Origin of the sequence: Flavobacterium zepuense (assembly GCF_007097145.1) — a bacterium.
GTDB lineage: Bacteria > Bacteroidota > Bacteroidia > Flavobacteriales > Flavobacteriaceae > Flavobacterium > Flavobacterium zepuense.
Window position 1 is genome coordinate 30,591 of record NZ_VJVZ01000001.1, and the last position, 12,410, is coordinate 43,000.

The window sequence follows — 12,410 nt, forward strand, 5'->3', positions numbered from 1 at the left end:
TAAAGTAATAGGACGGAACTTGTTACAAAGGGCCGGATTTTAGCCTTAGATGAGATAACTTGTGCATATGATGTTGGTTTAGAATAATTTACAGGAAACTTAGTGAAAGCAATCGATATTAACAATACCCATTTATAGGTATTTTTAGTTTTTATTGCCGTACTATCCGTGATAAAGAACTTGTTAAGAACTATAGTTAATGCTTTGTGGTGCCATTTCATTACGATGAACATGACGTTTAACGAATCAGTCGTGTTCGCGTCTTTAATATAATACTCGTTTTACAGATGGCCGCAAGGGCTCAGCCTGCCTTAGAAGTATTTAATAAAATACCCATTGTTGGGTATTTTCAACTGCTGGATACTTAGTAATTTGCTTAAACATTACAAAAAAGCAACAAGCCTTCAGGGGGTTACCTAATTAAGTATCCGAAGCACTCACTAAGGTGCTTTGCAGGGACGTTGTAATGCCATAAGCACAAACTCGAGTTGTGTCAAAATCGGGCAGCGGAGCCTAAATTCTTCTCTGCGGTAACCTATATAAAATCTTAATAATCAGGAATGTTCGTTTCATGCAAATGCTTAACTTGCGTCAACCTTAACCAATCTTCTTATGGTCAACTTTGTAACTTCTCCAATTGTAGCAACCACGAAAGCCGATATGATTGTCCTACCACAATCAACAAGAGGTACGCTTTCTGATCCCTTTCAAAAATTGCTTTACCTCTTTGGGGTAAGCGACCCTATTGCCACAGCGGACCTTGGAGGGGTCACAATTCGGCCCGTTACAGCAACAAATGCAAAATACCTTGCCCTTGCCTGTAGTGTAAACGATTTCACAAGTACCTATACCGCTATCTACCGGATCATACACAACTTAAAGGCAGATTGCCCCGAAGATGTCAAAAGTATTGCAATGCCACTACTTGGCGCGGGAGCAGGCAGCCTGGAACCTAACAAGGTTTACAATCTGACCGTAGCCACTTTAAACGAGTTGTTGCCGGAAAAAGAAATAACAATACATATCGTTGATCTGAAAACTGCGGAGCAAATTGAAAAAATGAATGGTGAGGTAAGCGGTAAAACGGCCAAAAGGTTGGTTTTTGATTATACGACCGACGATATCAAAGCCATTTCCTGGGTTGAAGAGCAGCTTAAGATGCCTGAATTTTATTTCGAGCGTGCCAAACAGAAGTGCTCCCAGTATTATGACCATCAGGGTGAAAGAGACTTTTATAATGCAATACTGGATAAATTTAAAGAATCTAAAATAGTCTTTAGTAAGTTCCTGTACACCTTCCCTGAAGGCACTCCGGAATTTGGCTTCCTAACTTTATGTGGTGAACTGGTAGCCTATATTGACCGCAGCGCTTATAATAAAGCGGTCTGGAACCTGTATGAGGATAAAAGGACCCTGGCGCGATCCTCGGTCAATCAAACCCGCTGGATAGAAAACCTGATAGCATTTAAAGCGTCAGGCCAGGAGTATGATACGCTTCCATTAAGTATCAGGAATGCCATCCTTTACTTGAGGCAGCCTTCGGAGAATTTAACCATGCTCTCTGCCCGCCATAGGATGCTTGTTGCCAAAGAGCTTTTTGGAGGTATCGCACAGGAAGAGATTACCTATGCCATTGGTGACTACTTTAGGTCCAAAGGCCTTATTTGTGCCAATCCTGAAAACAACGGTTCACTGTATTCCAGGATACTGTACATTCCGGATTTAAAGGAACTATGGAATGTTGAATTGGAGCGGGACTATATTTCTGTTCCTTTATCAGATATAGCGACAAACGATAGCCCTTTAGTTGAGGACGAACCGGCTGAAGCCTTTGAAATAGCTGAGGCGATACGCCAGCGAAATCTGAAATTATTGATGCACTCCGATATATATGCCAAGGAAGACCTGCTACATTACGAGACATATGCCTCCATTGTGGCCCGGCTTATTACATCGAAGCTAAGTAGTCCCCCGTTCAATATTAGTATTATGGCACCTTGGGGTAAAGGTAAAACAAGCCTAATGCGGTTTATCGAAAAAAGAATAAACCCTAACCTGGAAAATCGCGAAAAAAGCGATAAACCCGTATCTTATCTGAAGTTGATTTGGTGGAGTCTTTCAAAGGATCAAAGAGATTTTAATAGGCCGTTGGAAAATCCCGTGATATGGTTTAATGCATGGAAATTTCAAAAAAGCGAGCAGGTTTGGGCGGGCCTTGCAGACGAGATCATTTTGCAGTTAGCTGCGCAACTTGCTCCGCTTGACCGTCAAAAATTTTGGTTCAGGCTTAACATCAGTCGTGTAGATATCAGTAAGATTAAGTGGGAATTAGGGCTAAGTTTCCTGAGAAAAATATTTTTCCCTTTTATTTACCTGTTAATAACCGGCCTGTTGACTTACATCTTTTCTTCAGATTCTTTTTCTGAGATACTGCCCGATTTTGTAAAAAATAATTCTAAGGCATTTATTACCTTACCCATCGTTGCAGGGATACTCGCTGCGGCGCAAAGAGTTAATCTCGAATTTTCGAAGGTTCCTGACATCGATTTTTCGAAGTTTTTATCGCGGCCTGAATATCGTTCCAAAACCGGCTACCTGCATGAAGTAGAGCAAGATCTTAAAAATGCTGTTAAGCTGGCCGTAAGCATCGATAAACCGGCAGTCATTTTTATTGATGACCTTGACCGGTGTTCGCCTAATGTCATTGCAGATGTAGTTGAGGCAATAAATGCGTTTATGACCGGGGAACTTTCAAATTGTTATTTCATCATTGGCCAGGATCCGAGAATTGTTACGGCATCACTCGATGCGGCTTACGAAAAGATATCTGCCAAGCTGGGTAAACTTGAAAGCGAGCACAGTACAATCGGCCGCTTCTTTTTGGAAAAATTCTCACAACTGACCATTAACTTACCGGTCATGAGTGACGATATCAAACGCTCGTTTGTAGACGCATTACTTCCCATGATCGACGAGAGCAGCATCATTCCCCTTGATAGGCAGCAACAGTTACGTGGTGAATATGAGGCATTGCAACGCGATATTATGACCAGGACCGACCCGTTTGAAATTTTTACCGAGCAAAAGGAAATCCTCGAAAAAGAGATCAAAAAATTCAGCCCTCAATTGATCGTAAATCTCCAGGACGAAATTTTGGCAAGTGCCTTCAGGAGTTTTCAGGTAGACGATAATGAACTGGAAAACATCATCATAGACATAGGTGAATATCTTGACTCGCCAAGAACGATCAAACGGTTCCTAAATCTTTTCTTATTTTATCACTTCTTCAGGTTTACGATACCCGGAAAAGGCTTGCTTACGATTGAAGACGATATCCTTAGCCGCTGGCTAATCATTATGGTGAGGTGGCCTCTGTTAGTCCAGGCTATACAATGGGACACCGAGAAAGGATTTTTCGAAGGTTCTGATTGCAGTGAACGCGCAGAAAAATTTGACGACTTTATACAAAAAGCGGAGAATTACACTCATTACCAAACATTACTTGAGGAAGTAAAAAAAGAGGGCATGACGTGGAAATGCGATGAGGATCTTTTTGAACTATGTAAGGGCAGTAGCAGGCAACTCCCAGTTAAGATCTCGGATATTATAAATTCAGGCATCTGGTAAGTTATGATTAGGGCATCCCTTCGGCCGCGCTTTTCGCTGCAATCTTTTCTTATCAGAAAAGGATATCCGCTCCAATCCCTGATGCACAATTATGTTAGCTCAATGTCTTTGTTACTAATTTATTTAATCTCATACCGGAAACATGGAACAAAATAGCAGGACACTTGAAGAACAAAGGAACGAGTTCAAACAAAGCAAACTTTTGGCTACACCTATAGCCGGTTTAATAGCCTGGTTAACAGTATTTATTTCGGGTTTATTGTTTTCTGATGAAGTTACCGTTTGGGTACTGTTTGTCGCTACAGGTTCTATCGTTTATTTAAGTATGGGCATCTCGAAGCTAACCGGTGAGGACTTCCTTAATCAAAGCAAACCAAAAAACACCTTTGACAGGCTGTTTTTTTATACAGTCGCGCAAGCAGTCTTGGTTTACTCTATCGCCATTCCTTTTTTTATGGAAGATTATACTTCACTTCCATTAACTGTAGGAATACTAACGGGTCTGATGTGGCTTCCCCTGAGTTGGATCATTGACCACTGGGTGGGTATATTTCATTCGCTCGTTCGTACTATAGCTGTACTGTTACTGTGGTACCTATTTCCGGCGCACCGGTTTGTTTGTATTCCCCTAGCTATTGTGATTATTTATAGTGTCACAATTATCATTTTGATGAATAGGACGAAGCAGCAAAGTCAATCCGTATAAAGTTATTCAAAGCTTTCAGCCACGCTTCCAAAATCAAAATCACGTAACGAGACATCCATTGCCTTAGTAGTCTTCACATCACCGCTTTCAGTATGCCTATAAAAGGTAATGCTTTTAGTGGTCCATTCTTTGCCCCTGAGGAAAAAGTCAGCATCCATCGAATGCGGCCCGCTCATAAAAGTCAGCGGTAAAAAATCACCTTTGACTTTTCGTAGCTCTATGATATTACCCTCATCCAGGCAACGCTCAAATTGCATGTTCCCGCTTTTATCCCTTATCGAAATGCAGTTGCCCCCCTCAATGCTGGCTGTTAGGCTGCCATTACCGATTACAAGGGAATCATCCACGGGATCCCCTGCACTTAAATTTGTCCCGCAGTCAGATGCTGTACCCTTCGATTTCTTGATAGTTGCAAGGTGGGCTTTATCCACAAAAAACTTCTCAATTTCCGGTCCGTCGCCTTCTTTGATTAACCATTTCGATATCCCGGTTTGCATATCGGGCTTGACTAACTTATAATAGGAAGTCCCGGCTTTGTCAAGGTAAATAGCCGTGCTATCGCCACTACGAGCGCGGTGGTCTATTTTGCTGCCCGTTTCTTCCATGATCCCTTTATGCAAAACAGAATCAGCGGTAAGCTCAATTGTTTCACTGCCATCACCACAATCCATTAGCGCGTATTTACCACCACTTTCTTTTATCATTGTCCAGGTTCCTGTTAATTTATCTGGCGATTCGCTTTGGACTACCTGGCGCTGGGGGTTTTGGCAATTGGTAAGAAAGCCTGCGAACAGGCCAATTATAATCAGGTATAGGTTTCTTTTTACAGTGTTCATTGATTCAAAAGGTTTGCTTTTAGGTTATTGGATCGTTAGGGTATCACTGGTCATCACTGCTTTTTCTCCCTTAGGAAATTGCCAGGTGGTTTGAATATAGCGGGTGCTATCATCCTTTAGAACAGCCAGCCGGATCTCTGCCAATAAGTTATCGTTTTGATCGGTTAAATTTCCCTCCGCGTTTTGCGAGGCTGACCGGTAAAGCATGTCTTTATACCCTTTTAAGCTGCCGCCCTTATAAAAGAAAACTGTGAAACTTCTGGCTTTCTTTAACGCATCAGTGCTGTAGTGTTTGTGGGTATAGGCCAATAGCTTGGAGCGCAGGGCATCCGCTTTTATTTTGGATGCATGACGAACCTCGTAATATTGAAATACTTCATCAAAGGGAAAAAGGCGTTTATCCAACCCATCCTTTGTGATCATTTGCCTATTAAATGCGACATCTATCGGCAGAATCTCCATTTCGGGAATGGAACATCCCCACAGGATTAAAGTGCCTGCAATGATGCTTAGGTAAAAATTGGACCGGCTTTTATTCATGCTGAAGTAAGTACTGGTAAAATACTAATTTACTAATGCTCTGGCACACTATCGCTATTACTAAACTACAATTTTAAAAGGCATTTTGTTCTTCCACTGCAATGTTGCGATGGGTTGAGGCTTTATTGATCTACCGGAGTTGATGATAGTTTTCCATCAAGAAAACGGCTAAAAAGGGCAGCTAAGTTAGCGTGAGACGCCTGTTGCGCGCGCATAATGGCTACGCCACCCTTCGGGACTTATAGCGCTCCACTGGCTTACCGCCCGCTTTCAACTGGCTTTCTTTTTTACCGTTTTTTCTTTGTGAAAAACTTTTATGTTTTTGAGTGAGGCAGACGGCTTTAAAAAAGGGATACGTGAAAAATGTAAAACTTAAATTTTTTAGTCATGGAAATCGCAGGACGTGTTACAGCAGACGCTACCGTAAAAACGGTAAACGGGGACAAAGAGGTGGTCAATTTCAGTATTGCCATCAACGACAGCTACAAGCCTAAAGGCAGTAGCGAGTACAAAGACGTAGTGACCTACATCAGATGTGCCTATTGGCTAAGTGCCAACCGTGCAAAGGTGCTGAAAAAAGGCGCAGTGGTACAGGTAATTGGGCGCATCGGGATGGACGTGTACAACAACATGGACGGGCAGGCAGTCGGAAGCCTGACTTTCCACACCAACGACTTTAAGGTGTTAGCATTTGCTAAAAAAGCGGAAGAAGCGGAACGGGCAGCCATAGACCTGACCGTGCAGGGGCAAAACACAGCAGCACCCGAAGACGACCTTCCTTTTTAATCTTTCAAACTTTCAATTCTTTAATCATTAAAATCTTAGAAATCATGGCACATAATCTGAATTTCAACGAGCATACAGGACGCTATTCTTTCTTTAGCGTAAAAGAAAAAGCATGGCACAACTTGGGGCAAATCGTAACCGAGTACCCCACAAGTGCCGAGGCGATAAAACATGCAGGGCTGGACTACGAGGTAGCTAAAGCACCGCTGTACACCAAAGGCTCCGATATTATACAAACCGCAAGCGGCTTGGAGACAGGTGGCGAGGTAGCCGTACCGAATTATTTTGCTAACGTGCGCACCGACAACAATGCCGTACTCGGTGTGGTGGGCAGGGATTACCATATTGTGCAGAACAGGGATGCCTTTGCCTTCTTTGACGCTATCGTAGGTGGTGGGGATGGCATCCTGTACGAGACGGCAGGGGCGTTAGGCAATGGGGAACGTATTTTCATAACTGCCAAACTGCCGGGCTATATCCGTGTAGGCAATGGCGAGGACGTAACCGAAAAATACATATTCCTGACCACCTCCCATGATGGAAGCGGAAGCATAACCGCAGCATTTACGCCCATCAGGGTTGTCTGTCAAAATACCGTTAATGCGGCCTTGCGAAACATGAGCAACGTAGTACGCATCAAGCATACGGCAGGGGCAAAACAGCGTTTGGAAGATGCCCATAAAGTTATGGGACTGGCCAATACCCTGAGCAGCCAGTTAGAGGGAATTTTTAATGACTGGGCTACAGTTAAGGTTACGGATAACGAAGTAAAAAAACTCATTCAGCTTGCCCTCTGCCCTAACAAGGAAACCTTTGACCTTTTGAAAAAAGGTGCGGAAGATGAATTATCCACCGTATTCAAAAATACGGTGGATGAAGCCTTCGCCTACGCCATGATAAGCGATACCCAACAAATGGAAACGACAAAAGGGACATTATTCGGGGCATACAATGCCGTGACAGGGTACTACCAAAATGTACGCAATTACAAGGATGACGAAGCCAAACTGCAATCCATCATCATGGGTGGTACGGCGCAGGGAAAGGCTCAAAAAGCTTTTGAACTGTGCAGCAGCTTTGCCAAAGATGGTAACGGCATCCTATTACTGAATTAAATCATATAAGCTAACAGGGACAGGCAGTTAGCCTGTCCCATAATACACTATACGCCATGAAAACATTTAAGCACCTGAATAACGTCGAAAAAGCAAAGTTGCTTTTTGGGCTATTTCCCGACGAAGTGCCTGCCTATATCGAAACCATGCAGGGCATGTCACTTGCCATTGAGGAAAATGAAACAGAATACCGTGCAAAGTGGGATAACGCATTTTTTGACTTTGATTTTTGGCTGCGCCTTGTACAGCATGGCCATGACATCATAAAGCAGTACGGGAAAAAACTCTACCACAACCAAAGGCTGTTTACCGACCAGTTATTTGACGGGTATCAGGCGCTATATTCCATCCATTGCCTCAGGGGCTATACCACAAAAAGGCGACTGGAGAACATGGACTTTTATAAAGCATTTGACTTGTTTTTTTCAATTTAAACCCTATTTATCATGGAAACAATAACAGCATTTATAACAGCGCACCCTAAAAGCCTAAGCCTTTTGGCTATCGGCATTGTGATACGCCTGTGGGTAAACAGCCGCAGGTTCTACCGCAGGGGCTTGGGCGGTATGCAGCATTTCAGCAGCTACGGCAAGGCATTATTTACCACCCTTTTTGAAAAGGCACTGATGCTCGCATCATTTCTTCTCATTGTAGCTGCTATCCTTTTATTCATTACAGGACATTAAACACAAGATTATGGAAACGAACTTTTTTCAATCCATTGCAGCCCTACAGGTTCAGGGCGGGTGGAATATCAATATTACAAGTGAAAACACAGAAAGGCTGATTGTTTCGGTACTTTTTTACGACGATAAGGTTGGCGACGATGCGCGAAAAAAAGTACCGCCCATCATCTTAAGGGGTACGGTTGCCGAACTGGACGAGGGATTTTTTAATGCCGTCGCCAATCCCGTGCAACAAACCGCAGCCCTGTTTACTAATATGGAAAGTTACCTGAAACAGCGGGAACAGGCAAAACAAGCCTCGCAGATGGAAAAAGAAAAGGCAGCTAAGGCGGATAAGGACAAGACCGACAAGCAGAAAAAATATGAGGAAGCCCTGAAAAAGGTGGACGAACTCGAAGCGGAGGGCAAATATAAAGAGGCGTGGATGAAAGTGCCATCCCCGCAGGATTATCCCGACGAGGCTGAAACCCTGTGCAGCCGTAAGGCAGCACTTTCAGCACAATTCGCACCCGATTTATTTAACGAACCAAAATCTGAATAGCCATGTTAGTAGCCACGCAATTACAAAGGGTATTTTCCTTCAAGGATAAAGGGCAGGACATTGAACTTGCCGACCCGTCAGGGGCTTTTAGTCCTGAGGCAGTACTGAATTTCTATGCCCAGACCTACCCCATACTCACTACCGCCACCATACAGGGGCCTGAAATTAACAATGACCAGGTGCAGTATAAATTCATAACCCAACTCGGCACAAAAGGATAAACCATGAAAACGAAATTAGTAACAGGGCGTATTACCCCGCCCCAAAAAGAAACCCAATGGAAACTTTATCAGCAAATAGGCACATTCGTAAAAGACCAGAACAGGCTACCCGATGCGCAGGAAGTACAGGGCAACAAGGCAGCGGCTGCCCCGCCCCACTTACTGCCGATGGTTTTTTAAGGCATCAGTTCCTGCCCCTGTATGAAGCCTCAGAGGAGACACCCGCCCAAACGAGTGCAGAGCATCAGTTTTTTCGCTGCCTGTCAACCCTTGCCAAGTCGAAAGGCTTTATCGCGGAGGACTTTAATGATAAAGCCTATCCCTACAACATTTTACTTGCGTATGATAATGCGCAAAGGCAACTGCGCAATTCAGGGCAGGATGCAGCACTATCCATCATACAGGACGGTACGGGAAAATTGCAACTGCAAGTAAATAATTCGTACGCTACAGGCAGGACATTGCACTATATCCCGGTACTACCCCTATACCGGCTCTTGCAGGATTCAGCGCAGCGGCAGACCGCAGAATTGCTTCTATCCGTATTTGCTTACCTCTACCACGTAGCCCGATTGCCTTTTTATACCGAAGAGGACAGTTACCTCTTCGGGTATTACGAGTGCCTTAAAGAATGGTATGAAGAGGGTGATGAACAGGAAAACAGCCTTACAGGCGAAACCACCACTGCTTTAAAAAATGGCGAAGCCGTACTGGAGCAGGTTTTTGACCTGCGCCATCTTGATAGCTTTGCAGCGCGTGTTGCAAGTTTTGAAACAGGCGGCTATCTCAATTGGTCGTGCCTGAATGTAGCTAAAAAGGCGTTGGCACTCTTTCAGGAGTATCCCGACCAAAACATTTTCCGCAACATGGTTTGCGATGAACCTGAAGATGTGGACGAACCGATTGTAGAGGCTTTCCAGTACATCTCCTTTATCTCTGATACCTCAGGCAGCCTGTTCGAGCAGGTAACCCTGATGCTCAACGATGCATTCAACGAATGCTGCGAGATGGAACAACCCGCATTAATCGAGGTTTTCGATACCGAAGGTATCCCTGAGGGAAAAGGGCTTGATTTTGAGTACAGGCTCTTTGCGCTGCTGAATGATTTATGTACCCTTTTAAATGAACTCCCATGAAAAATATAACAGAGAATTTCGGCACATTATACCGTCCCGTAAAAGCTTTTGTGGTTTATGAAAACAAACAAAGTGATGTGGTTAACACTATGTATGTGGAAGGCTATGATATGGACAGTAACGGCTACCCGATTAATGCGCACCCATTAAGCCTAACCGAAAGCAGCCAACTGGCGAATGCCTTGGATGCATCATCGGAATTAAAGCGAAACTTTCTAAAGCCTAAAGGCTTACTGCCCAAGAACGTATTGTACATCAACCCTGACCATAAGGGTTTTGCACTGTGGCATACCCCTAAACAATACACAAACTTATATTTCGAGGAGGCGCTGACCATCCCAAGTGGAAAAGTAGCCATACCCGCACTATTGTGGAAAGCATCAAAGACCACCCTTAAAATATTTGCCTTAGCCGATGATACCGCTATCAACGAACAGACCCCGCTCTACAAAGCGCCCTTTTTCAACATCCATGACGATGGGCGGGTTTGCATGGGCACAGTTAAGGTTGCCATTCAAACCGATTGCATGTTAGAGGAATTCATTGAGCAATGGCAGCGGTATTTTTTTGAAAGCTATTTCAGCCATGTTATTGGTGGGCAAAGCCCCGTCAAGGGCAATATCATACAATTGTGGCAAAGCTTGGCGGGGACAAAAAAACAGTTCCCCACCAAAGCCCTCATTAAAAAAGGTATAACACTTAAACAATTACTGCAATGAATACGCTACCTCCAATCCATTATACCGATAATTATTTGCTGAACCCGACCAACCCGATACTGGTAAACCTTATCGGGGCAGGTGGAACAGGCTCTCATATGCTTACCGCACTTGCAAAAATAAACTGTAGCCTCATTGAACTGGGACACCCAGGCTTACAGGTCTACTTATATGATGATGATGTGGTAACCGAGGCGAATAAAGGCAGGCAGCTTTTTGCAGCTACCGAAATTGGTTTACATAAATCCGTAGCATTGATAAATAGGGTCAACCGATTTTTTGGCACCAACTGGAAAGCTGTCACCAAGCCTTTTCAAAGAAAGAAAATGCGCAACCTGCCGATGCGTGGCAGGGCAAATATCTATATTTCCTGTGTCGATACCGTATCGGCACGCTTTGACATTGCGGAGGCTTTATCCAATTTAGACGCTAATAACACTTTTGACAATATTAAGCCACTCTATTGGATGGACATGGGCAATGCCCGTAAGTCAGGTCAGGTTATACTATCGACCATTTACCGTGTTAAACAGCCAGATTCGCAAAAGTACAGGGCGATTTCTTACTTACCTTTTGTTACTGAAGAATTCGCAGAACAGCTATTGGCAGAAGCGGACAACAGTGAACCGAGTTGTTCTCTGGCTGAAGCACTTTTAAAACAGGATTTGTTTATAAACCCCGCACTGGCGGATTTGGGCGGCTCGCTGTTGTGGAGTTTGTTCCGTGAAGGGATGACTGTATACAGGGGTTTTTTCCTGAATCTTGCCAATTTTAAATCTGAACCTATAGCGGTGGGCTAACGCCCGCCGCCCCGCAATTGGCTTCCTTCGTCAGGGAATTGCGGGGCGCTCAAAGCGGTGCAGCCGCCAACCCGAACTTCCCAGTTCAGGTTGGTAGCTGCTTTTTTTTTAGTGTAATATTGAATGACAAAGGTTGTGCTTAATTATATTGTATCTTTAATGCATACGTAACCTAAAGCCATGTACGAACCAAAACACTCCGAAAAATATTGGGAAATTTTACAGCTAAACATAGAATGGCTGCGCTTTTCCGAAACAAAAGCAACATTAGTACTAACTGTATACGGAATTATATTTACTATTGCTTACTCTAATTCCAGTTCCGTTTTTGATGCCGTTAAATCTTCCGGCTGGCTTCTATTCCTGATTTTCTTATATGGCGCATTCAGCTTAACATCCGTCGTTTTTGCTTTTTTGTCCGTCAACCCCGTCCTTAGGAACGACACCTCCACTTCAATTATATATTTTGGTCATATCTACAAAGACCTTTCTAAAGCTGCTTATAAAACACGCGCACAGGCTATCATTGACGATGAAGACAAATTAACCGATGAAATAACTGAACAGATTCATGTTATATCTAAAATCGCCTGGCTTAAATACCGGAGCGTTGGCTGGTCGTTACGTTTCTTTATTGGAAGCCTTGTCATCCTTATTCTATCTGTCTTTTCATACCTTATAAATAATCTATAGCATG

The 12,410-nt window shown here is 43.6% G+C and carries 14 protein-coding genes; 12 read left to right on the top strand and 2 right to left on the bottom strand.

Translation table 11 applies throughout. From position 1 onward, the window contains the following. The first annotated feature begins 612 nt into the window (after positions 1-612). Both FMM05_RS00155 and FMM05_RS00160 read left to right on the top strand, forming a co-directional pair. Positions 613-3,627, top strand: coding sequence for a P-loop NTPase fold protein (locus tag FMM05_RS00155; protein WP_143371324.1), 3,015 nt, complete (start codon positions 613-615; stop codon positions 3,625-3,627). Positions 3,628-3,769: 142 nt separating this feature from the next. Further along, positions 3,770-4,333, top strand: a complete 564-nt coding sequence (locus tag FMM05_RS00160; protein WP_143371325.1) for a DUF7010 family protein — start codon at positions 3,770-3,772, stop codon at positions 4,331-4,333. A gap of 2 nt (positions 4,334-4,335) precedes the next feature. Here the strand turns inward: FMM05_RS00160 and FMM05_RS00165 are convergent, their stop codons facing one another. Further along, the gene (locus FMM05_RS00165) at positions 4,336-5,169 is read right to left on the bottom strand and encodes a hypothetical protein (protein ID WP_143371326.1); all 834 of its coding nucleotides are present in this window, start codon (positions 5,167-5,169) and stop codon (positions 4,336-4,338) included. Between the two features lie 24 nt (positions 5,170-5,193). Continuing rightward, positions 5,194-5,709: a hypothetical protein gene (locus FMM05_RS00170; protein WP_143371327.1), complete on the bottom strand. Its 516-nt coding sequence runs from the start codon at positions 5,707-5,709 to the stop codon at positions 5,194-5,196. Between the two features lie 387 nt (positions 5,710-6,096). On the opposite strand from FMM05_RS00170, the gene FMM05_RS00175 reads away from it, so the two are divergent. From FMM05_RS00175 to FMM05_RS00220, 10 genes are all read left to right on the top strand, one after another. Next, the gene (locus FMM05_RS00175) at positions 6,097-6,495 is read left to right on the top strand and encodes a single-stranded DNA-binding protein (protein WP_143371328.1); all 399 of its coding nucleotides are present in this window, start codon (positions 6,097-6,099) and stop codon (positions 6,493-6,495) included. Positions 6,496-6,539: 44 nt separating this feature from the next. Continuing rightward, a complete protein-coding gene (locus FMM05_RS00180) occupies positions 6,540-7,610 on the top strand; it encodes a DUF932 domain-containing protein (protein ID WP_143371329.1) in 1,071 nt (356 codons plus the stop codon). 56 nt (positions 7,611-7,666) lie between these two features. Next, positions 7,667-8,044, top strand: coding sequence for a hypothetical protein (locus tag FMM05_RS00185; protein ID WP_143371330.1), 378 nt, complete (start codon positions 7,667-7,669; stop codon positions 8,042-8,044). 12 nt (positions 8,045-8,056) lie between these two features. Beyond that, positions 8,057-8,296, top strand: a complete 240-nt coding sequence (locus FMM05_RS00190; protein WP_143371331.1) for a hypothetical protein — start codon at positions 8,057-8,059, stop codon at positions 8,294-8,296. Positions 8,297-8,306: 10 nt separating this feature from the next. Further along, positions 8,307-8,837 carry a PRTRC system protein E gene (locus FMM05_RS00195; protein ID WP_143371332.1) on the top strand — a complete coding sequence of 177 codons (531 nt, stop codon included), beginning with the start codon at positions 8,307-8,309 and terminating at the stop codon, positions 8,835-8,837. A 2-nt stretch (positions 8,838-8,839) separates the two neighbouring features. After that, on the top strand, positions 8,840-9,058 hold the full coding sequence (locus FMM05_RS00200; RefSeq protein WP_143371333.1) for a PRTRC system protein C: 219 nt from the start codon (positions 8,840-8,842) through the stop codon (positions 9,056-9,058). A 56-nt stretch (positions 9,059-9,114) separates the two neighbouring features. Next, the gene (locus FMM05_RS00205) at positions 9,115-10,194 is read left to right on the top strand and encodes a hypothetical protein (protein WP_143371334.1); all 1,080 of its coding nucleotides are present in this window, start codon (positions 9,115-9,117) and stop codon (positions 10,192-10,194) included. Further along, complete coding sequence (locus FMM05_RS00210; RefSeq protein ID WP_143371335.1) at positions 10,191-10,913, top strand: PRTRC system protein B; 723 nt, start codon at positions 10,191-10,193, stop codon at positions 10,911-10,913. Before FMM05_RS00205 ends, FMM05_RS00210 begins: the two co-directional genes overlap by 4 nt. Next, positions 10,910-11,713 carry a PRTRC system ThiF family protein gene (locus tag FMM05_RS00215; RefSeq protein ID WP_143371336.1) on the top strand — a complete coding sequence of 268 codons (804 nt, stop codon included), beginning with the start codon at positions 10,910-10,912 and terminating at the stop codon, positions 11,711-11,713. Before FMM05_RS00210 ends, FMM05_RS00215 begins: the two co-directional genes overlap by 4 nt. Positions 11,714-11,893: 180 nt before the next feature. Then, entirely contained in the window at positions 11,894-12,406 is a 513-nt protein-coding gene (locus FMM05_RS00220) for a Pycsar system effector family protein (RefSeq protein ID WP_143371337.1), read from the top strand. Positions 12,407-12,410 lie beyond the last annotated feature (4 nt).

Excerpts from the sequence above, each read along its gene's own strand:
- FMM05_RS00180 (WP_143371329.1), top strand. The coding sequence starts at position 6,540 with ATGGCACATAATCTGAATTTCAACGAGCATACAGGACGCTATTCTTTC.
- FMM05_RS00170 (WP_143371327.1), bottom strand. The coding sequence starts at position 5,709 with ATGAATAAAAGCCGGTCCAATTTTTACCTAAGCATCATTGCAGGCACT.
- FMM05_RS00175 (WP_143371328.1), top strand. The coding sequence starts at position 6,097 with ATGGAAATCGCAGGACGTGTTACAGCAGACGCTACCGTAAAAACGGTA.
- FMM05_RS00215 (WP_143371336.1), top strand. The coding sequence starts at position 10,910 with ATGAATACGCTACCTCCAATCCATTATACCGATAATTATTTGCTGAAC.
- FMM05_RS00160 (WP_143371325.1), top strand. The coding sequence starts at position 3,770 with ATGGAACAAAATAGCAGGACACTTGAAGAACAAAGGAACGAGTTCAAA.
- FMM05_RS00210 (WP_143371335.1), top strand. The coding sequence starts at position 10,191 with ATGAAAAATATAACAGAGAATTTCGGCACATTATACCGTCCCGTAAAA.
- FMM05_RS00195 (WP_143371332.1), top strand. The coding sequence starts at position 8,307 with ATGGAAACGAACTTTTTTCAATCCATTGCAGCCCTACAGGTTCAGGGC.
- FMM05_RS00205 (WP_143371334.1), top strand. The coding sequence starts at position 9,115 with ATGGAAACTTTATCAGCAAATAGGCACATTCGTAAAAGACCAGAACAG.
- FMM05_RS00165 (WP_143371326.1), bottom strand. The coding sequence starts at position 5,169 with ATGAACACTGTAAAAAGAAACCTATACCTGATTATAATTGGCCTGTTC.
- FMM05_RS00220 (WP_143371337.1), top strand. The coding sequence starts at position 11,894 with ATGTACGAACCAAAACACTCCGAAAAATATTGGGAAATTTTACAGCTA.
- FMM05_RS00155 (WP_143371324.1), top strand. The coding sequence starts at position 613 with ATGGTCAACTTTGTAACTTCTCCAATTGTAGCAACCACGAAAGCCGAT.
- FMM05_RS00200 (WP_143371333.1), top strand. The coding sequence starts at position 8,840 with ATGTTAGTAGCCACGCAATTACAAAGGGTATTTTCCTTCAAGGATAAA.
- FMM05_RS00190 (WP_143371331.1), top strand. The coding sequence starts at position 8,057 with ATGGAAACAATAACAGCATTTATAACAGCGCACCCTAAAAGCCTAAGC.
- FMM05_RS00185 (WP_143371330.1), top strand. The coding sequence starts at position 7,667 with ATGAAAACATTTAAGCACCTGAATAACGTCGAAAAAGCAAAGTTGCTT.